Genomic DNA, 19,177 nt, shown 5'->3' with positions numbered 1-19,177 from the left:
GGTGTGCCCGGCCATTCCGATGGCGTACAAAGTCCCACCGCCCGGTTGCCCCACCCTTTCGCACCCCCCCTAGACTGAACCTCCAGCACAGGTGGCTTAAACGCTCGAAAGGCGCCCCCGTGTCCATCGGCAACTCCCCTGAAGACGAGCGTCCGTTCGAAGACGACCGACAGGAAGACCGCCTCTCCGTCGGCCACGCCCTGAAACAGGCGCGGATCGCGGCTGGGTTGACCGTCGACGACGTCAGCAACGCCACCAGGGTCCGCATCGCCATCGTGCATGCCATCGAGGCGGACGATTTCGCTCCCTGTGGGGGTGATGTGTACGCCCGGGGCCACATCCGGACCCTGGCCAAGGCCGTCCACCTGGATCCGGCCCCCCTGCTGGACCAGTTCGCCGCCGATCACGGCGGCGGGCGTCCGGCCCCGACCCCGGCCGCTCCGCTGTTCGAGGCGGAACGCATCCGACCCGAGCGCCGCGGGCCCAACTGGACCGCGGCCATGGTCGCCGCAATCGTCGCTGTGGTCGGCTTCGTCGGGTTCACCGCCTTCAAGGGCGGCGACGGCGGCGGGGCGACCCAGGTCGCCGACGGCACCACGCCCGCCACCAGCAAGTCTCCGACGCCCAAGTCCGACAAGACCACCAAGGACCCGAAGCCGACGCCCACGCCGACCGACAGCGCCATCGCGGCGGCACCCCAGGACAAGGTGACCGTTCAGGTCGGCGCCGCTGACGGAAAGAGCTGGATCCTCGCCAAGGACCACAACGGCCGGACCCTCTTCGACGGACTGCTCGAGCAGGGCGACACCAAGACCTTCCAGGACAGCGACAAGATCAACCTCGTCCTCGGTGACGCCGGGGCGATCCAGCTGTACGTGAACGGCAAGAAGATCGACGACGACTGGCAGCCCGGGGCCGTGGAGCGCCTGACGTACACGAAGGGCGACCCGCAGGTCGGATAGGGATCCGTTCGCTTTGCCGTCACGGGGTTGGCCAAGATCGGCCAACCCCGTCGACGTGGGGTGTCAGTGGGACGAAGTAGTCTTGAGCCCATGCCTGAACGCCGTACCGTCGCACTCGTCACTCTTGGCTGCGCCCGCAACGAGGTGGACTCGGAGGAGCTCGCAGGCCGTTTGGAGGCGGACGGCTGGGATCTCGTGAACGACGCCGCCGACGCGGACGTCGCCGTCGTCAACACCTGTGGCTTCGTCGAAGCCGCCAAGAAGGACTCCGTCGACGCCCTCCTCGAGGCCAACGATCTCAAGGGGCACGGCAGAACCCAGGCCGTCGTGGCGGTGGGCTGCATGGCCGAGCGGTACGGCAAGGACCTCGCCGAGGCGCTGCCGGAGGCGGACGGAGTGCTCGGCTTCGACGACTACGCCGACATCTCCGACCGCCTGCAGACGATCCTCAGCGGCGGCATCCACGCCGCGCACACCCCGCGCGACCGGCGCAAGCTGCTGCCGATCAGCCCGGCCCAGCGACAGGAGTCGGCGGCCTCCGTCTCGCTGCCCGGACACGGGCCGGCCGCCGAAGCCCCCGAGGCGGCTCCCGCCGACCTTCCGGAGGGGCTCGCTCCGGCTTCCGGCCCCCGTGCGCCCCTGCGCCGCCGTCTGGACGGCGCCCCGGTCGCCTCCGTGAAGCTCGCCTCCGGCTGCGACCGGCGCTGCTCCTTCTGCGCCATCCCGTCCTTCCGCGGCTCCTTCATCTCGCGTCGCCCCTCGGACGTCCTCAACGAGACGCGCTGGCTGGCCGAGCAGGGAGTCAAGGAGATCATGCTGGTCTCCGAGAACAACACGTCCTACGGCAAGGACCTCGGCGACATCCGTCTCCTCGAGTCCCTCCTGCCCGAGCTCGCCGAGGTCGACGGCCTGGAACGCGTGCGTGTCAGTTACCTCCAGCCCGCCGAGATGCGGCCGGGCCTGATCGACGTGCTGACGTCCACGCCCAAGGTGGTGCCCTACTTCGACCTGTCCTTCCAGCACTCAGCCCCCGGCGTGCTGCGCGCGATGCGCCGCTTCGGCGACACCGACCGCTTCCTGGAGCTGCTCGACACCATCCGCGGCAAGGCCCCCGAGGCCGGTGTGCGCTCCAACTTCATCGTGGGCTTCCCCGGCGAGACCGAGGCCGACCTGGCCGAGCTGGAGCGGTTCCTGAACGGCGCGCGACTGGACGCCATCGGCGTCTTCGGGTACTCCGACGAGGAAGGCACCGAAGCGGCGACGTACGAGAACAAGCTGGACGAGGACGTCGTCGCCGAGCGGCTGGCACGTGTCTCCCGGCTCGCCGAAGAGCTCGTCTCGCAGCGCGCCGAGGAGCGCGTCGGCGAGACCGTGCACGTGCTCGTCGAGTCCATCGACGACGAGGGCGTGTACGGCCGAGGCGCGCACCAGGCGCCGGAGACCGACGGCCAAGTGCTGCTCACGAGCGGCGAAGGTCTGAGCGTCGGTCGTATGGTCGAGGCGAAGGTGGTCGGTACGGAAGGTGTCGACCTGGTGGCCGAGCCGCTCGACGGCTCGCTCGCGTGTAGTGAGGAGGCGGGCAGATGACCGGAGTTCCGGCGTCCGCTGCGGGTGGCCCCTCCGCCGCGAAGGGCGGACCGGCGGGCGGCGTCTCGGGTGCCGCCTCCGGTGTGGCCCACAGCGCTCCGTCGGCCGCGGTCTCCGGTACGGCCGCCGAGGTACGCGCGAGTGCCGTCCCCGTGGCGGGTGCCGTTGCCGGCGCGGCTTCCGGGGCCGGCAACGACTCCGGTTCGAAGACCGCGCGCGGCGGGAAGATCGCGGCCGCGGCGGTCAACCAGGCCAGCGTCTGGAACGTCGCCAATCTGCTGACCATGCTCCGGCTGGTCCTCGTGCCCGGCTTCGTCGCCCTGATGCTGGCCGACGGCGGGTACGACCCGGCGTGGCGCTCGTTCGCCTGGGCGGCCTTCGCGGTCGCCATGATCACCGACCTCTTCGACGGACACCTGGCGCGCGCCTACAACCTCGTCACCGACTTCGGGAAGATCGCCGACCCCATCGCCGACAAGGCGATCATGGGGGCGGCGCTGATCTGTCTCTCCGGGCTCGGCGACCTGCCGTGGTGGGTCACGATCGTCATCCTGGGCAGGGAACTCGGGATCACCCTGCTGCGTTTCCTCGTCATCCGGTACGGCGTGATCCCGGCGAGCCGGGGAGGCAAGCTCAAGACCCTCAGCCAGGGCATCGCCGTAGGGATGTACATCCTGGCGCTGACGGGGTGGCTGGCCACCGCGAGGTTCTGGGTGATGGCTGTGGCGGTCGTGCTGACCGTCGTGACCGGGCTGGACTATGTGAGACAGGCCATTGTGCTGCGCAGGCAGGGAATCGCCGAGCGCAAGGCGGCGTTGGAGGAGTCGGAAGCGTGAATTCCCCGGCCGCCCAAGTGGTGCGACTACTCACCGTGAAGGGCCAGACGCTCGCGGTCGCCGAGTCGCTCACCGGCGGACTGGTTGCGGCGGAAATCACAGCGGCTCCCGGGGCGTCCCAGGCGTTCAGGGGGTCGGTGACCGCCTACGCCACCGAACTGAAGCAGGAGCTGTTGGGTGTCGACGCCACCCTGCTGTCCCAACGAGGCGCGGTGGATCCGCAGGTCGCGGCCCAGATGGCGGCCGGAGTACGCAAGGCACTCGGCGCCGACTGGGGCATCGCGACCACCGGAGTCGCGGGCCCGGAACCGCAGGACGGCAAGCCCGTCGGGACGGTTTTCGTGGCTGTCGACGGGCCCTCCGCGGGCGCTTCCGACGCAGCGGGTGGCGGGAAAGTGACCGCGCTGCGGTTGAACGGCGACCGCGCGGAAATTCGTATGGAGAGTGTACGGAGCGTACTCGCACTGCTCCTGGAAGAGCTTGCGAGCGAACAGACCGGGAATGAGCGGGCACAGGATACGGAACGGAACGGGGGGTTTTGATGTTTGCAGCCCTGAGTGAACACGACATCGCTCCCCGCACGGCCGCGGCGCAAGGCGGTACGGTGGGGCGTGAAGGATGCGGCTACGCGGTCCGAGGAGGGAGCCACCGATGATTCTGCTCCGTCGCCTGCTGGGTGACGTGCTGCGTCGGCAGCGCCAACGCCAGGGCCGTACTCTGCGCGAAGTCTCCTCGTCCGCCCGAGTCTCACTCGGCTATCTCTCCGAGGTGGAGCGGGGGCAGAAGGAGGCTTCCTCCGAGCTGCTGTCCGCGATCTGCGACGCGCTGGACGTACGGATGTCCGAACTCATGCGGGAAGTGAGCGACGAGCTCGCCCTCGCCGAGCTGGCCCAGTCCGCTGCGGCCACGCCCAGCGCACCGGTACCGGCAGCGGTGCGCCCGATGCTGGGTTCCGTCTCGGTCAAGGGTGTGCCACCGGAACGGGTGACCATCAAGGCGCCCAGCGAAGCGGTGGACGTCGTAGCGGCGTGACGCTCACGCTTGGTGTGCCATGAGCCGACGGCACGCCGAGAGTAAGTCTGCGAGGCCCCGGACGGGCCTCTCCAGCTGGACTGGAGAGGCGCCGGTCGGGGTTTTCGTGCATCTTGGAGCGACGGCCGCTTCGGTGCGACCGTGTGCCCTTGGTGCGCCCTCCCCATGGGTGCGGCGGCGGTCTAGCGTCCGGGCTGGAGGTGGCTGCATGGCGGGGCCGACAGTACGCCGGGGGGTGACTCTCGGGCTCGGGGCGCTGTGGTGGTGGGCCATGGCGCGGCTGGTGCTGACGCCGGACGCCGGGGGGCTCGAAGGAGCGATCGCGGCGGGTGGATGGGGGCTGAGCCTGCTGCCGGTGCATTGTGTGCCGAAGGGACGGGCCGCGGGAGCCGTGGGCGCCGGGCGATGGCGTCAGGCGTGGCGGACGGGGAGACCTGCCGGGGCCGGGCGCTCCGGTGGGGCCGGTGCGGCTACCACGGCATCGCCACCCCGCCGTTCGGACGGATGATCTGGCCCGTCATGAAGGACGAGGCGTCGGAGGCCAGGTAGAGCACGGCGTGGGCGATGTCCTCCGGTTCGCCGACGCGTCTGAGCGGTGACATGCGGGACATGAGTGCCTCGGTGTGCGCCTGTGCCTCCTCGTCGTGGCGGTCGGTCATGGGAGTGCGGATCCAGCCGGGTGCGACCGCGTTGACCCGGATGCCGTACCGGCCGACCTCGGTGGCCAGAGTCTTCGTGAGCTGTACCACGGCTGCTTTGGCCGCGCCGTAGCAGAGCAGCCCGGGTCCGCCCGTGTCCACGGCGCCGGAAGCCATCGTGACGATGCTGCCTCTCGTCTCCCGGTCCAGCATCAGGCGGGCCGCTTCCTGGCAGGCGTGGAGCACGCCCTTGAAGTTGACGTTCAGGACACGGTCGAGGTCTTCGTCCCTCGTCTCCAGGACCGGGCTGCTGTGCATGATTCCGGCGACCGCGGCCAGCACGTCGAGGCGCTCGCAGGAGGTGATGGCCTGGTGGAGTTGTTCGCGGTCCGTGACGTCGAGGGGATGGGTGTGCGCGGTGCCACCCGCGTCCTTGATCAGGGTCGCCGTCTCGTGCAGCCCCGACGCGTCGAGGTCGGCGCAGTGCACGGTCGCGCCGGCCTCGGCGAGCAGGGCGGCGGTTGCCCGGCCGATGCCACTCGCGGCGCCGGTGACGAATGCGGTGCGTCCGGTGAGGTCGTACGCGCTGACGGCCATGGAGCGACGGTACGAGCGTTTCTGACGGAGCGTCAATTGGTCGTACGGTGTGAGGTTCTGGGGTGAGTTCCGCTAGGTGCCCTGCGGTGGGGGCTCGGGGCGGGGCCGGTCTGGCAGGCCGGGCACCAGTACGTGGGACGTTCGCGGGAGCCGTCGCCCTGGTCGGCGACGCGGATGGAGGTGTGGCAGCGCAGGCAGGGACGGGGTGCGCGGCCGTAGACGAACAGGTCCTGGCCGCGGCGGCCGGTCGTGCTGCGGACCGGGCGGTCGCGATTGGCCTCCAGGAGCTTCTTGGCGAGCGCGGGGAGTTGAGCGGCGCGGTCCGTGGGGAGGGCGCCGACTGGGAGCCAGGGGGTGGCGCCGAGCAGGAAGCAGAGTTCGCTCTTGTAGACGTTGCCGATGCCGGCGAGATTGCGCTGGTCGAGGAGGGCCTCGCCGAGGGGGCGGGCGGGGTCCTGGAGAAGGTTCGCCAGGGCCGCCTCGGGGTTCCAGTCCGGGCCCAGGAGATCGGGGCCGAGGTGGCCGACGGCTTTGTGTTCGTCCGTGGTGCGCAGGAGTTCCAGAACGGGGAGGCGGTAGCCGACGGCTGTGTGGTCGGCGTTGGCCAGGATCGCGCGGATCTGGTGGGTGGGGCCGCCGGTCCAGCGCTGGTTTTCTGCGTACACCTTCCAGGAGCCGTCCATGCGGAGGTGGGAGTGGAGGGTCAGGCCGCCTTCGATGCGGGTGAGGAGGTGCTTGCCGCGTGGGGTGACGTTGAGGACTCGGCGGCCCGTGAGGTCGGCGGTGGCGTATTTCGGCACCCTCAGGTCGCTACGGGTCAGCACCTTGTCCGCCAGGGCGCTGTGCAGGCGTCTCGCGGACTGCCAGACCGTGTCTCCTTCGGGCATGGGTCAAGGGTGGCATGGGGGAAGGGCGTAGAGGGGGGAGCGGGCATGAGAAGGGTGCGGGTGGTGGCTTCGCCTTCGGCTGGTTCGGTTCAAGGGGCAGGGCGGGTGGCCGTGGCTCGGCGGCCGGGGGCGACGGGTGCCGTCACGCGCGTAGACGTAGGCCGCGAGGGGTGGCGATGAAGCCCGCTGTTTCCAGGAGGGCGCCCAGGGGGGAGGTCAGGGCCGAGGTGCCGTTGATGCGTTCCACCGTGACCGTGCCGAGGGAACCGGCCTTGGCGGCCGCGGCGAGGGACTCCGCCGCTGTGTGCAGACGGGGGTCGTCGGTGGGGGCGGTGTCGGGGGCGGAGGGCCAGGCCAGGAGGGTCTTGCCGCCGCGCTCCATATAGAGCGTGAGTTCGCCGTCCACGAGGACCACGAGGGAGCCCGCCTTGCGGCCCGGCTTGTGGCCGGCCTCGGTCGGGGGGTCGGGCCAGGGCAGGGCGGCGCCGTAGGCGTTGGCGGGGTCGGCGGCGGCGAGGACCACGGCTCGGGAGGCGTCGGAGCCGTGGTGCCTGCGGCTGCCGAAGCCGGAACCGTATCCGGGGGTGGCTTGCCAGTGCTGGGGGGTGGGCTGGGGTGGGTAGTCGCGCGGTGAGATGTACTCGTCGCGGGAAGCGGGTGACGGGGAATCGGAAGCGAAGCCGGGGCCTGCCTCGGGACCGGGGCCGTCGGGGTCGTCGAAGGCGCGGGTCCAGTCCCAGTCCTCGGCCTCGGGGTCGCCTTGTGCGGGGCCGTGGGGTGCCTCGGGTACCGAGCCGGAACCCCAGAGATCGGGAGTGCCGCTGTCCGGCACCGGCTCCCCGCGGTCGCGGGCGTTGGACACCGCGCGGAGACGGTCGACCGCGCCGTCCATGGCGAACTGGGCGGCGCCGAGGCCCTCCACGACGTAACCGCGGCGGGCCTGACCGCTGTCCTCGAAGGCGGAGAGGATGCGATACGTCGCCGAGAAGCCGCCCTCCACGCCCTCCGCCGAGACGGCTCCCCGGGTGACCACTCCATGCCGGTCAAGGAGAGTGCGGGCCAGGGCGTGGGCGCGCACGGTCGGATCGGGCTCGCGTGGCGGGAGCAGGGACCAGCGGCCGGCGACGGTCGGCGGGCCGGTGCGGGAGGCGGGGCGGGCCGCGGCCGTGAGGGAGCCGTAGCGGCCACGGGGAATCGTGCGTTTGGCGCGGTGGGCGGTGGAGCCGGCAGTGCGGCCGGAGCCGAGGAGGGAGCGCATGGGGGTGAGGGTGTCGTTGGTGAGCCGCCCGGACCAGGCCAGGTCCCATACGACGTCGGCCAGTTGGGGGTCGGTGGCGTCGGGGTGGGTGGTGGCGCGCACCTGGTCGGCGATCTGGCGGAAGAACAGGCCGTAGCCGCCGGTGAGGGCGTCCAGGACGGACTGGTGCAGGGCCGTCAGCTCCAGGGGGTGCGGTGGTGGCAACAGGAGGGGGGCCGCGTCCGCCAGGTACAGGGAGACCCAGCCGTCCTTTCCGGGCAGGGCGCCCGCTCCGGCCCACACGATCTCTCCGGCGGCCGTGAGCTCGTCGAGCATGGCCGGGGTGTAGTTCATGACGCGTGACGGCAGGACGAGCTTCTCCAGGGCGGAGGCGGGCACGGACGCACCCTGCAACTGCTCGACGGCACGCACCAGTCCGTCGACGCCGCGCAGGGAGTGGCCCTTGCCGATGTGCTGCCACTGCGGCAGGAACTGGGCGAGGGCCGGTGGCGGCACCGGTTCGAGTTCGTGGCGCAGGGCCGCCAGGGAACGGCGGCGAAGGCGGCGGAGCACCGTGGCATCGCACCACTCCTGGCCGATGCCCGCCGGGTGGAACTCGCCCTGTACGACCCGTCCGCTCGCGGCCAGGCGCTGCAACGCGCCCTCGGTGACCGCCGTGCCCAGCCCGAAGCGGGCGGCGACCGTCGCCGAGGTGAAGGGGCCGTGGGTGCGGGCGTAACGCGCGAGGAGATCACCGAGGGGGTCCTTGACCGGCTCGGTGAAGGCCTCCGGGACGCCGACCGGCAGCGCTGTGCCGAGGGCGTCGCGCAGGCGGCCCGCGTCCTCGATCGCCGCCCAGTGGTCGGCGCCGGCGACACGGACCTTGATCGCGCGGCGGGCCCCGGCGAGGTCCTGCGCCCACTGCGGCTCGGCGCCCCGCTCGGCCAGTTCGGCGTCCGTGAGCGGGCCGAGGACGCGGAGGATGTCCGCGACGCCCTCGGCGTCCTTCACCCGGCGGTCCTCGGCGAGCCACTGGAGCTCCCGCTCCAGCTCGGTCAGCACCTCGGCGTCGAGCAGCTCGCGCAGCTCCGCCTGGCCGAGCAGCTCGGCCAGCAGCCGGGAGTCCAGCGACAGGGCCGCCGCGCGGCGCTCGGCGAGCGGCGAGTCTCCTTCGTAGAGGAACTGGGCGACGTAGCCGAAGAGGAGGGAGCGCGCGAAGGGGGAGGGCTCGGGAGTGGTGACCTCGACCAGGCGGACCCTGCGGGACTCCAGGTCGCCCATCAGCTCGACGAGCCCGGGGACGTCGAAGACGTCCTGGAGGCATTCGCGGACCGCCTCCAGGACGATGGGGAACGAACCGAACTCGCTTGCCACCTGGAGCAGTTGGGAGGCCCGCTGGCGTTGCTGCCACAAGGGGGTGCGCTTGCCGGGGTTGCGGCGCGGCAGCAGGAGCGCGCGGGCGGCGCACTCACGGAAGCGCGAGGCGAACAGGGCCGAGCCGCCAACCTGGTCGGTGACGACCTGGTCGACCTCGCCCTTGTCGAAGACGACGTCCGCGGCGCCCACCGGAGCCTGTTCGGCGTCGTACTCCGTGCCGCTCCTGTTGGGCTCCCGGTCGAGGAGGTCGAGGCTCATCAGGTCGGCGTCGGGCAGCCGAAGCACGATGCCGTCGTCGGCGTGCATGACCTGGGCGTCCATGCCGTACCGCTCCGAGAGCTTCGCGCCGAGGGCGAGGGCCCAGGGGGCGTGGACCTGGGCGCCGAAGGGGGAGTGGACGACGACCCGCCAGTCACCGAGTTCGTCGCGGAAACGCTCCACGACGATGGTGCGGTCGTCCGGGACGTGGCCGCAGGCTTCGCGCTGCTCGTCGAGGTAGGACAGGACGTTGTCCGCCGCCCACGCGTCCAGGCCCGCGGCGAGGAGGCGCAGGCGGGCGTCCTCCTTGGACAGGGAGCCGACCTCGCGGAGGAACGCGCCCACCGCGCGGCCCAGCTCCAGGGGGCGGCCCAGCTGGTCGCCCTTCCAGAACGGGAGCCTGCCGGGGACACCGGGGGCGGGGGAGACCAGGACGCGGTCGCGGGTGATGTCCTCGATGCGCCAGGAGCTGGTGCCGAGCGTGAAGACGTCACCGACGCGCGACTCGTAGACCATCTCCTCGTCGAGTTCGCCGACCCGTCCGCCGCCCTTCTTGGGGTCGGAGCCGGCCAGGAAGACGCCGAAGAGGCCGCGGTCGGGAATGGTGCCGCCGGAGGTGACGGCGAGGCGCTGGGCGCCGGGACGGCCGGTGATGGTGCCGGCGATACGGTCCCAGACCACGCGCGGGCGCAGTTCGGCGAAGGCGTCGGAGGGGTAGCGGCCGGCGAGCATGTCGAGGACCGCGGTGAAGGCGGACTCGGGGAGGGAGGCGAACGGGGCCGCCCTTCGGACGGTGGCGAGGAGGTCGTCGAGCTGCCAGGTGTCCATCGCGGTCATCGCGACGAGTTGCTGGGCGAGGACGTCCAGGGGGTTGGCGGGGACCTTGAGGGACTCGATGGAGCCGGTGCGCATGCGTTCCGTGACGACCGCTGCCTGGACCAGGTCGCCTCGGTACTTCGGGAAGACCACGCCGGTGGAGACCGCGCCGACCTGGTGGCCGGCGCGGCCGACGCGTTGCAGGCCGGAGGCCACGGACGGGGGTGACTCGACCTGGATGACGAGGTCCACCGCGCCCATGTCGATGCCGAGTTCGAGGCTGGAGGTGGCCACCACGGCGGGGAGGCGGCCTGCTTTGAGGTCCTCCTCGACCAGGGCGCGCTGTTCCTTGGAGACCGAGCCGTGATGGGCGCGGGCGATGACCTGGGGTGCGCCCTGGGCCGCGCCTGAACCGCCCATGAGTTCGGCCGGGGCGTGGTGTTCGTCCAGGGGCTCGCCGGTGGCGCGCTCGTAGGCGATCTCGTTGAGGCGGTTGCAGAGGCGTTCCGCGAGGCGGCGGGAGTTCGCGAAGACGATCGTGGAGCGGTGGGACTGGACGAGGTCGGTGATGCGCTCCTCCACGTGGGGCCAGATGGAGGGGCGTTCCGCGGCTTCGTTGCCCTCGGCGACCGGCGAGCCGCCGAGTTCACCGAGGTCTTCCACCGGGACCACGACCGAGAGGTCGAACTCCTTGCCGGACTTCGGCTGAACGATCTCCACCTTGCGCTGGGGGGAGAGGTAGCGGGCGATCTCGTCCACCGGGCGGACCGTGGCGGAGAGGCCGATGCGGCGGGCCGGCTTCGGGAGGAGTTCGTCCAGGCGCTCCAGGGAGAGGGCCAGGTGTGCTCCGCGCTTGGTGCCGGCCACGGCGTGGACCTCGTCGAGGATCACTGTCTCGATGCCGGTGAGCGCGTCGCGGGTCGCCGACGTCAGCATCAGGAACAGGGATTCCGGGGTGGTGATCAGGATGTCCGGGGGGCGGGTGGAGAGGGCTCGTCGCTCCGCTGCGGGGGTGTCGCCGGAGCGGATGCCCACCTTGACCTCCGGCTCGGGGAGGCCGAGGCGGACGGATTCCTGGCGGATGCCGGTGAGGGGGCTGCGGAGGTTGCGCTCCACGTCGACGGCGAGCGCCTTGAGGGGGGAGACGTACAGGACTCGGCAGCGCTTCTTGGGGTCTGCGGGTGGGGGTGTGGAGGCCAGCTGGTCCAGGGCGGCGAGGAAGGCGGCCAGGGTCTTGCCGGAGCCGGTGGGGGCGACGACGAGTACGTCCGAGCCCTCTGCGATGGCCTGCCACGCCCCGGCCTGGGCGGTGGTGGGCGCGTCGAATGCACCCGTGAACCAGCCGCGGGTGGCGGGCGAGAAGCCGTTCAGGGCTCGGTGTGCTGGGCTGACCATGCGTCCATCCTGCACCCGGGGACTGACAATGCCCCTGACCTGCGGGTTGCCTCCGGCGGTTGAGCGGGGATGCCTGCGGCGCCGATGAGGTGTCCGTCCGTCCTCGTACTTGGCCCACTCAGGGGCGCGGGGAACCGCGTGACAATGGGTGCATGGCGGGTTTCGGGGAGCGGGCGCGGCACTGGCGGTATGCCGAGTTGCCCGGGGTTGATCTGCTGCGGGCCTGACGTGGGGCGTGATGGCGGGTGCCCGGGTCATGGGGTCGTGAGGCGGGTGCGGAGCCTGTGCGGGCGTGACGGTGGAGGCCGGGCCATGGGGTCGTGAGGCGGGTCCGGAGTCCGTGCAGTCGTCACGGCGCAGGTCGCGCCATCGGGGTGTGAGGGCGGGGTGTGGGAAGCCGTCGGGGCCTGACGTGAGGGTGGGCCGTGGGGGTGTTTCGGGGGTGCGCAGGTCAGGGGGGCGTGACGGTGGAGGTCGGGTCATCGGGGTGTCACGGTGGGTTGCGGGCCGTCGGGGCGTGAGAGGTGGGGCCACGGGTCCTGCGGGCGTGACGGTGGAGGTCGGGCCATGGGTGCGTGACGGTGGAGGTCGCGCCATCGGGGTGTGAGGGCGGGGTGCAGGCCATCGGGGAGTGACGGCGAGGTACGGGCTGTCGGGGCGGGACGGCGGAGGCCCGGCCAGGGGGTCGTGACGGCGGAGGGGCGGAGCGTAGGGGCGCGAGAGGCCGCCGTCGCGTGTGTGTCGGCGTGGCCGTCGTAGCGGCTCAGCCCACTTCGCGGCCGTACGCCCGCAGTGTGCGCAGGGCCTCGATCGTCACCATGGGGCGCGTTTCGAGGGCCGTGGACGGTGCCCACTGGCGTCGGCGGACCGGCCAACCGCCGTCCTCGTGCTGCTCGGCCGCGAGGTGGTCGAGCGAACGGGACATCTCGGCGTCCGTGAACCACGCGCGCGCGAGCGAGTCCGGCGTCTTCGCGTAGTCGTGGGGGAAGTGGTGCTCGCCCGGGGCGTAGCCGGAGGAGACGGGGAACGCGTCGAGGTTCGAGGGGTTCAGCGCGGCCAGACGTTGCTCCCGCACCAGTCGGCCGAGGCGGCCGGCGGCCGCCTCCGCGCGCGTGCGGTCGGGGACGGAGTCCAGGAAGGTCACGGCGGCCTGGATCTCGTACGGGTGGGACACCTGGAGGGAGTCCACCGCCTGCCAGCAGAAGTCCGTGGCCCGGAACAGCCAGGCGTGCCACACGTCGTTGCGGTGCAGCAGACCGACCACGGGCCCGGTGGTGAGCAGATCGCTCGGCGGGCCGTCCACGACCGGCATGTAGGGGGCCGTCGGATAGCCGCGCTGGGCGGGAGCGACCGCCGGGAGGGCGCCGTCCGGGGTGGACACGGAGGTGAGATAACGACACACGCGCTCCACGCGCTGTCCGCCGCAGCGTCCGACGGCGTCCAGGACCCGCAGGGCGTGACCGGTGTGCAGGGGCTGGCTGACCGGGCCCCGCAGATCGGGCTCCAGCGCGTGACCGTACCCGCCGTCCGCGTTGCGGTACGCCTCCAGTGCCGTCTCCACCGGGTCGGGGGCGGCGTTCAGGAAGTGGTAGGCGAACAGACGCTGTTCCAGCACACGCGCGGTGAGCCAGACGTGGTGCTCGGCGCGGAAGAGCGGGGAGTGCGCCGGTGGCGTCTGGGGGAGTGGGGAAGCTCCTGTTTCGGGCATGCGTCAGACCGTAGGGCGGAAAGCGGTCTCGGCAGGCGGTCCCGGCCGAGGCCCACCCTCAGGGGCGGGATACTGGAGTCATGCGGTTGACGGTCTTCTGGCAGCGGATGACGGAACACTTCGGTCCGGGGTACTCCGACACCTTCGCGCGTGATCACGTGATGGCGGAGCTCGGCGGGCGCACGGTGCACGAGGCGCTGGACGCCGGCTGGGACGCCAAGGACGTGTGGCGCGTGGTCTGCACCGTCATGAACGTTCCGGGCGAGAGGCACTGAGACGCCGTGGACGTTCCGAGGAGAAGTGCCGACCGCGCGTGAACATCTCACGAAAGAGGCACTGACCGGTCACGAAGATCGCAGCACGGCAGCCGATTGTCGGTCGCGTGGGCGAGACTTGCTCCGTGGCACCCACTGACGAGTCCGGGCAGGCAGCCCAGCACGCATCTCCGTTCGGCACGACGCCGCCCACCCGGCCCCCGGCCGACGGCGTCGGGCCGAACGCCCGCATGCCGCGCTGGCTGCCGCGCGCCATGGTGCTCGCGCTCGCCCTCTTCGCCGTGTTCCAGCTCGGCAATTGGGCCTTCCACCAGCTGATAGGCCTGCTGACCAACATTCTCATCGCGTTCTTCCTGGCCCTGGCCATCGAACCCGCGGTGAGCAAGATGGCGGCGCGCGGCGTGCGCAGAGGGCTCGCGACCTTCCTCGTCTTCTTCGGGGTGCTGATCGTGACCGCCGGTTTCGTCACGCTGCTCGGTTCCATGCTCGCGGGCCAGATCATCAAGATCGTCGAGGACTTCCCGGACTACCTCGACTCCGTCATCGCCTGGATCAACGGGCACTTCCACACCGATCTGAAGCGGGTGGACGTCCAGGAGGGGCTGCTGCGCTCCGACTGGCTGCGCAACTACGTGCAGAACAGCGCCACCGGCGTCCTGGACGTCTCCGCCCAGGTCCTCGGCGGGCTTTTCCAGTTGCTGACGATCGGGCTGTTCTCGTTCTACTTCGCCGCGGACGGCCCGCGGCTGCGCCGTGCGATCTGCTCCGTGCTGCCGCCCGCCCGCCAGACCGAGGTGCTGCGCGCGTGGGAGATCGCCGTGGACAAGACCGGCGGCTACATCTACTCGCGCGGTCTGATGGCCCTCGTCTCCGGCGTCGCGCACTTCGTCCTGCTCCAGGCCCTGGACGTGCCGTACGCGCCCGTGCTCGCCGTCTGGGTCGGCCTGGTCTCGCAGTTCATCCCGACCATCGGCACCTATCTCGCGGGCGCCCTGCCCATGCTGATCGCCTTCACGGTCGATCCCTGGTACGCGCTGTGGGTGCTGGTCTTCGTGGTGATCTACCAGCAGTTCGAGAACTACGTGCTGCAGCCCAAGCTGACCTCGAAGACCGTCGACATCCACCCCGCGGTCGCCTTCGGTTCGGTCGTCGCGGGCACCGCCCTCCTCGGCGCGGTCGGCGCGCTGATCGCCATCCCGGCGGTCGCCACACTGCAGGCGTTCCTGGGGGCGTACGTGAAGCGGTACGACGTCACCGACGACCCGCGCGTCCACGGGCACCGGAAGCGGGGCGAGGGGCCCTCGCCGGTCGCGCGCGTGCGTGCGCTGTGGGAGCGGCGGCGGCCGGGAACGCAGGCATCCGGCGACGGCTCGTCCTGAGGGCGCCGGGTTCAGTACGCGAGGGCGGCCCACACCCCGGCGCCGATGACGGCCGTGACGTAGGAGCCGATCGCCGCGTACAGGATCCGTCGCCGTAGCGGTTCGCTCCAGGGCGTGCGGGACAGCAGCCGGGCCAGTGCGGGCAGGACCAGGACCGCGTGCAGGCTCACGCCGTGCAGTGGCTTGAGCGGGGCGGTCGAGTGGTAGGCGGCCTCCTGGTGGCCGGTGCGGGTGAGGACCACACCGTGCGCGATCATCGCGGCACCCGAGGCGAGTGCGACGAGCAGGATCGCGAACCCGGACCGCACCGCGAGGTCCATCCCCACCGGGCCCGAGGGCCGGTGGCGGAAGGAGGCGACCGCGAACACCGTCAGCAGCACCACCAGGACGCCGCCGCCGACCGCGAGCGTCATGGACACCGCCGTGTCGAAGGGCGTCTCCATGTCGAGGTGCGAGGGCACTCCGCGCCACGCCTGAAGGGTGATGCCGCCGACCTCCACCACACAGTCGGCCGCGAAGACGGCAAGCAGCAGGGTCCGCAGCCGGAGGCCGACGCGCAGATACGACGTGACCCAGGTGACCGCGATCAGGGTCACCCCGAAGGACACCCCGAACGTCACCGGCTTGCGCCAGGAGACCGGCCCGTCCCAGGGGCCGCCGTCCACGGCGAACACCACCAGGTGCGCGAGCCCGGAGAGGACCAGGAGGACACCGGTGGCGTGGCAGAGACGCTCCACGCGGCGTGCGGCGCGGGCCCGCGGCGCCGACGTCCGTGTCGGCACCGCGGGCGCTTCCGTCGGAACCGGGGCCATCAGTGCCCTGCCCCGTGCCGGGCCAGGCCGGCCGCGGCCCCGGCGATCACCAGGGTGACGAGGCCGACGAGCTCGGCCGCAGTCGAGGCGATGGGCGCGGTGTCCCCCGAGGAGAGGTGGTCGCCGGTGTTCGGGGTCAGGATCGCGCCCGTGCCTGTGAGCAGGCCGACGCCGAGGGCGAGTCCGGTCGTCCACCGGTTCGTGCGCCGGACCAGCAGGGCCGCCGCCACGAGCAGGATGACGAGTCCGGGCGGGACGGTGGGGTAGTCCGCTCCGGCGACGATCTGGCCGACGATGGACGCGGCCGGCAGGAGCAGTGCGGACAGGGTCGCGACGACGGCGGGGGTACGTGCCGTGCCGCCGCCTTTCCGGGCGGTCTCTCGGGCGCTCGTCGTGGTCTCCATGGCACCAGACTCGCGAGAACGGCCCGCCCGGTCGTCGTACCGTCGAAGACACCTGAAGTACGCCGGGGGAAGTAGCCGGAGCGTGGCGGAGGAAGCCGTGGGAGCGTGCCGCAGGAAGTGTCCCGGGTGCCGTGTGGTGCGCTTGACACGAAAATCGAACATCCATTCTTATGGAGGTTCCGGCGAAGTGAACGGTGGGCGTTTCGGCATGGTTTGCATGGAGGAGTGCCCGAGTTATCCACAGGCCGGACGGCCGTCGGGACGCATTGTCAGTGGCAGGCGTTAGCGTCTTTGACGTGAAGCGATCGACTCAAGCAAATCGGGTGGAACCCATGGCAGGAACCGACCGCGAGAAGGCGCTCGACGCCGCGCTCGCACAGATTGAACGGCAGTTCGGCAAGGGTGCCGTGATGCGCCTGGGCGAGCGGCCGAACGAGCCCATCGAGGTCATCCCCACCGGGTCGACCGCACTCGACGTCGCCCTCGGCGTCGGCGGCCTGCCGCGTGGCCGAGTGGTGGAGGTGTACGGACCGGAGTCCTCCGGTAAGACGACCCTGACGCTGCACGCGGTGGCCAACGCCCAGAAGGCCGGCGGGCAGGTCGCCTTCGTGGACGCGGAGCACGCCCTCGACCCCGAGTACGCGAAGAAGCTCGGCGTCGACATCGACAACCTGATCCTCTCCCAGCCGGACAACGGCGAGCAGGCTCTGGAGATCGTGGACATGCTGGTCCGCTCCGGTGCCCTCGACCTCATCGTCATCGACTCCGTCGCCGCGCTCGTCCCGCGCGCGGAGATCGAGGGCGAGATGGGTGACAGCCACGTCGGTCTGCAGGCCCGTCTGATGAGCCAGGCCCTGCGGAAGATCACCAGCGCGCTCAACCAGTCCAAGACCACCGCGATCTTCATCAACCAGCTCCGCGAGAAGATCGGCGTGATGTTCGGCTCCCCGGAGACCACGACCGGTGGCCGGGCGCTGAAGTTCTACGCCTCGGTGCGGCTCGACATCCGCCGCATCGAGACCCTGAAGGACGGTACGGACGCGGTCGGCAACCGCACCCGCGTCAAGGTCGTCAAGAACAAGGTCGCGCCGCCCTTCAAGCAGGCCGAGTTCGACATCCTCTACGGGCAGGGCATCAGCCGCGAGGGCGGTCTGATCGACATGGGCGTGGAGAACGGCTTCGTCCGCAAGGCGGGCGCCTGGTACACGTACGAGGGCGACCAGCTCGGCCAGGGCAAGGAGAACGCGCGCAACTTCCTGAAGGACAACCCCGACCTGGCCAACGAGATCGAGAAGAAGATCAAGGAGAAGCTGGGTGTCGGCGTCCGGCCTCAGGAGCCGACCGCCGAGCCGGGTGCGGACGCCGCGGTGTCCGCTGCCGGGGACGATGCCGCCAAGGTGCCGGCTTCGGCGGCTGCGAAGGCGACGAAGGCCAAGGCTCCGGCCGCCAAGAGCTGATCCTGTGACACGGCGAACCGACTGGGCCGAGTACGAGGACGCTCCACGAGGCTGGGGCGGAAAGGGCGACGGGGGTTCTGCCGGGCCGGGCGGCGACGGGGACGGTGCGGACGGGGGACACGACCGCTCGGTGTCGTACGGCATGGGGTGGATCGGCGATGAGCCGACGGGCGGCGCGGACGGGGGATTCGGCCGCGCGATGTCGTACGGCGTCGAGGGGGCCGGCGGCGATGACCTGGCGTATGGCGCCGGTCGGTCCCACCGCGGCGGGACGTACGGCGATGGTGGGTCGAGCGGCAATGAGCCCGGTGGCGAGGCGTTCGGCCGGAGCTCGCGTCGAGGCGGCGGCCAAGCCTCGGGCGGTTCCCGGGGGCGTCGACAGCGTCGGCGCGGCTTCGGGGAGTCGCCCGGCGAGGACGGAGGCGGCCCCTCCTTGTCGAGGGCCGAGAAGGGGGAGTCTCCGGCGGACCCGGTGGAGCGGGCGCGGGCGATCTGTCTGCGCCTGCTCACCGGGACCCCGCGCACGCGGAAGCAGCTCGCCGACGCCTTGCGCAAGCGGGAGATCCCGGACGACGCCGCCGAGGAGGTGCTGTCGCGGTTCGAGGAGGTCGGACTGATCAACGACAGCGCGTTCGCGGACGCCTGGGTGGAGTCCCGGCACCACGGCCGGGGGCTCGCCCGGCGGGCGCTCGCCCAGGAACTGCGGACCAAGGGCGTCGACTCCACGCTCATCGACGCGGCCGTCTCGCAGCTCGACTCCGAGCAGGAGGAGGTGACGGCCCGCGAGCTCGTCGACCGCAAGCTGCGCGCGACGCGCGGCCTCGACCGCGACAAGCGACTGCGCCGCCTCGCCGGCATGCTCGCCCGCAAGGGCTACTCCGAGGGCATAGCCCTGCGGGTGGTCCGGCAGGCGCTGGCGGAGGAGGGCGAGGAGACGGAGTTCCTCGGCGACGAGGGGTTCTGACACCGGGGGTTTTCAGGAACCGGGCCTGAGCGGAGAGACACCGGGGCGGAAACGGGCGATGCCCGGCACGAGGAGAAGCATCACCGGCCAGGACGGGGTCTCCCCGGCGGGCAGCGGGGAGAGCCGGCCGTCACCGGCACCGTCGCCCCGCTGCGCGACGAGGACATCGACAAGATCGTGAACAACCGGGTGCGGGTCGTGGTGGTGTGCGACGAGGGGTACGCCTCCAGCCTCGCGGCGGAGCCCCTGCGCCGACCGGGGCTGCGCCGGGCCACGGATCCCGTCGGCGGTTTCCCGGCCTGGCGGGCGGCAGGGTTGCCGGTCACCGCCTGGGCCGACGGGCCGGCGGCTCCTGGAGTACGGGACGCCAGCCGATGATCGTGGTCCGTGGCCTCGGGGAGGCGGTGGCTGCCCCGAGGGTCGAGGCGCCACTCCAGCTCGTTGCGCTGGACGACCAGGGCACCACGGGATCAGCCCGTCAAGCTTCGCGCAGGCTCCGACCCGCTCGTAGCCCGCGTGCAGCTCCAGCAACTCATCGATGCCGGGCGCCTGGTTC

Annotated in this window: 15 protein-coding genes and 2 pseudogenes; 10 read left to right on the top strand and 7 right to left on the bottom strand. The window is 71.5% G+C overall.

Annotated features, from left to right (window positions below):
• Positions 1–119 precede the first annotated feature (119 nt).
• The 5 genes from OG841_RS13500 to OG841_RS13480 all read left to right on the top strand — a co-directional run bounded on the left by OG841_RS13500 (position 120) and on the right by OG841_RS13480 (position 4,417).
• Positions 120–962 (top strand): helix-turn-helix domain-containing protein, encoded by an 843-nt coding sequence (locus tag OG841_RS13500; protein WP_328641250.1) that lies wholly within the window; start codon positions 120–122, stop codon positions 960–962.
• A gap of 90 nt (positions 963–1,052) precedes the next feature.
• Positions 1,053–2,549 (top strand): 30S ribosomal protein S12 methylthiotransferase RimO, encoded by a 1,497-nt coding sequence (gene rimO / locus OG841_RS13495; protein WP_365115744.1) that lies wholly within the window; start codon positions 1,053–1,055, stop codon positions 2,547–2,549.
• Positions 2,546–3,385: a CDP-diacylglycerol--glycerol-3-phosphate 3-phosphatidyltransferase gene (gene pgsA / locus OG841_RS13490; protein WP_328641252.1), complete on the top strand. Its 840-nt coding sequence runs from the start codon at positions 2,546–2,548 to the stop codon at positions 3,383–3,385. Before rimO ends, pgsA begins: the two co-directional genes overlap by 4 nt.
• A complete protein-coding gene (locus OG841_RS13485) occupies positions 3,382–3,927 on the top strand; it encodes a CinA family protein (protein WP_328641253.1) in 546 nt (181 codons plus the stop codon). The genes pgsA and OG841_RS13485 overlap by 4 nt, the downstream gene beginning before the upstream one ends.
• Positions 3,928–4,036: 109 nt before the next feature.
• Positions 4,037–4,417 carry a helix-turn-helix domain-containing protein gene (locus OG841_RS13480; protein ID WP_266558798.1) on the top strand — a complete coding sequence of 127 codons (381 nt, stop codon included), beginning with the start codon at positions 4,037–4,039 and terminating at the stop codon, positions 4,415–4,417.
• A gap of 470 nt (positions 4,418–4,887) precedes the next feature.
• Here the strand turns inward: OG841_RS13480 and OG841_RS13475 are convergent, their stop codons facing one another.
• The 4 genes from OG841_RS13475 to OG841_RS13460 form a co-directional block, all read right to left on the bottom strand.
• The gene (locus tag OG841_RS13475; protein WP_328641255.1) at positions 4,888–5,652 is read right to left on the bottom strand and encodes an SDR family NAD(P)-dependent oxidoreductase; all 765 of its coding nucleotides are present in this window, start codon (positions 5,650–5,652) and stop codon (positions 4,888–4,890) included.
• A gap of 32 nt (positions 5,653–5,684) precedes the next feature.
• Positions 5,685–6,539 carry an Fpg/Nei family DNA glycosylase gene (locus tag OG841_RS13470; RefSeq protein ID WP_371565373.1) on the bottom strand — a complete coding sequence of 285 codons (855 nt, stop codon included), beginning with the start codon at positions 6,537–6,539 and terminating at the stop codon, positions 5,685–5,687.
• Between the two features lie 142 nt (positions 6,540–6,681).
• Positions 6,682–11,622: an ATP-dependent helicase gene (locus OG841_RS13465; RefSeq protein WP_371565371.1), complete on the bottom strand. Its 4,941-nt coding sequence runs from the start codon at positions 11,620–11,622 to the stop codon at positions 6,682–6,684.
• Positions 11,623–12,385: 763 nt separating this feature from the next.
• Entirely contained in the window at positions 12,386–13,330 is a 945-nt protein-coding gene (locus OG841_RS13460; RefSeq protein WP_328641258.1) for a hypothetical protein, read from the bottom strand.
• 80 nt (positions 13,331–13,410) lie between these two features.
• On the opposite strand from OG841_RS13460, the gene OG841_RS13455 reads away from it, so the two are divergent.
• On the top strand, positions 13,411–13,605 hold the full coding sequence (locus OG841_RS13455) for a DUF3046 domain-containing protein (protein WP_328641259.1): 195 nt from the start codon (positions 13,411–13,413) through the stop codon (positions 13,603–13,605).
• A gap of 125 nt (positions 13,606–13,730) precedes the next feature.
• Positions 13,731–14,984: an AI-2E family transporter gene (locus OG841_RS13450; protein WP_328641260.1), complete on the top strand. Its 1,254-nt coding sequence runs from the start codon at positions 13,731–13,733 to the stop codon at positions 14,982–14,984.
• 11 nt (positions 14,985–14,995) lie between these two features.
• Here OG841_RS13450 and OG841_RS13445 read toward each other — a convergent pair whose 3' ends face one another.
• Together OG841_RS13445 and OG841_RS13440 are read right to left on the bottom strand one after the other, a co-directional pair.
• Complete coding sequence (locus OG841_RS13445; RefSeq protein WP_328641261.1) at positions 14,996–15,796, bottom strand: hypothetical protein; 801 nt, start codon at positions 15,794–15,796, stop codon at positions 14,996–14,998.
• Complete coding sequence (locus OG841_RS13440; RefSeq protein ID WP_328641262.1) at positions 15,796–16,200, bottom strand: hypothetical protein; 405 nt, start codon at positions 16,198–16,200, stop codon at positions 15,796–15,798. The genes OG841_RS13445 and OG841_RS13440 overlap by 1 nt, the downstream gene beginning before the upstream one ends.
• A 332-nt stretch (positions 16,201–16,532) precedes the next feature.
• On the opposite strand from OG841_RS13440, the gene recA reads away from it, so the two are divergent.
• The 3 genes and pseudogenes from recA to OG841_RS13425 all read left to right on the top strand — a co-directional run.
• Entirely contained in the window at positions 16,533–17,657 is a 1,125-nt protein-coding gene (recA, locus tag OG841_RS13435) for a recombinase RecA (protein ID WP_328641263.1), read from the top strand.
• Between the two features lie 4 nt (positions 17,658–17,661).
• On the top strand, positions 17,662–18,621 hold the full coding sequence (recX, locus tag OG841_RS13430) for a recombination regulator RecX (RefSeq protein ID WP_328641264.1): 960 nt from the start codon (positions 17,662–17,664) through the stop codon (positions 18,619–18,621).
• Between the two features lie 189 nt (positions 18,622–18,810).
• A pseudogene (locus OG841_RS13425) lies at positions 18,811–18,999 on the top strand (rhodanese-like domain-containing protein); the annotation flags it as partial.
• On the opposite strand, the pseudogene OG841_RS13420 reads toward OG841_RS13425, so the two are convergent.
• Positions 18,990–19,161 (bottom strand): annotated as a pseudogene (locus OG841_RS13420) (rhodanese-like domain-containing protein); the annotation flags it as partial. The pseudogenes OG841_RS13425 and OG841_RS13420 sit on opposite strands and share 10 nt — an antisense overlap.
• Positions 19,162–19,177 lie beyond the last annotated feature (16 nt).

The sequence above is a fragment of the Streptomyces canus genome, from assembly GCF_041435015.1.
Classification (GTDB): Bacteria; Actinomycetota; Actinomycetes; order Streptomycetales; family Streptomycetaceae; genus Streptomyces; species Streptomyces canus_G.
This window is presented reverse-complemented; position numbering and strand designations above follow the sequence as displayed.

Coding starts and splice junctions, on each gene's coding strand:
- rimO (WP_365115744.1), top strand. CDS start 1,053: ATGCCTGAACGCCGTACCGTCGCACTCGTCACTCTTGGCTGCGCCCGC.
- pgsA (WP_328641252.1), top strand. CDS start 2,546: ATGACCGGAGTTCCGGCGTCCGCTGCGGGTGGCCCCTCCGCCGCGAAG.
- OG841_RS13480 (WP_266558798.1), top strand. CDS start 4,037: ATGATTCTGCTCCGTCGCCTGCTGGGTGACGTGCTGCGTCGGCAGCGC.
- OG841_RS13475 (WP_328641255.1), bottom strand. CDS start 5,652: ATGGCCGTCAGCGCGTACGACCTCACCGGACGCACCGCATTCGTCACC.
- OG841_RS13470 (WP_371565373.1), bottom strand. CDS start 6,539: ATGCCCGAAGGAGACACGGTCTGGCAGTCCGCGAGACGCCTGCACAGC.
- OG841_RS13465 (WP_371565371.1), bottom strand. CDS start 11,622: ATGGTCAGCCCAGCACACCGAGCCCTGAACGGCTTCTCGCCCGCCACC.
- OG841_RS13460 (WP_328641258.1), bottom strand. CDS start 13,330: ATGCCCGAAACAGGAGCTTCCCCACTCCCCCAGACGCCACCGGCGCAC.
- OG841_RS13455 (WP_328641259.1), top strand. CDS start 13,411: ATGCGGTTGACGGTCTTCTGGCAGCGGATGACGGAACACTTCGGTCCG.
- OG841_RS13445 (WP_328641261.1), bottom strand. CDS start 15,796: ATGGCCCCGGTTCCGACGGAAGCGCCCGCGGTGCCGACACGGACGTCG.
- OG841_RS13440 (WP_328641262.1), bottom strand. CDS start 16,200: ATGGAGACCACGACGAGCGCCCGAGAGACCGCCCGGAAAGGCGGCGGC.
- recA (WP_328641263.1), top strand. CDS start 16,533: ATGGCAGGAACCGACCGCGAGAAGGCGCTCGACGCCGCGCTCGCACAG.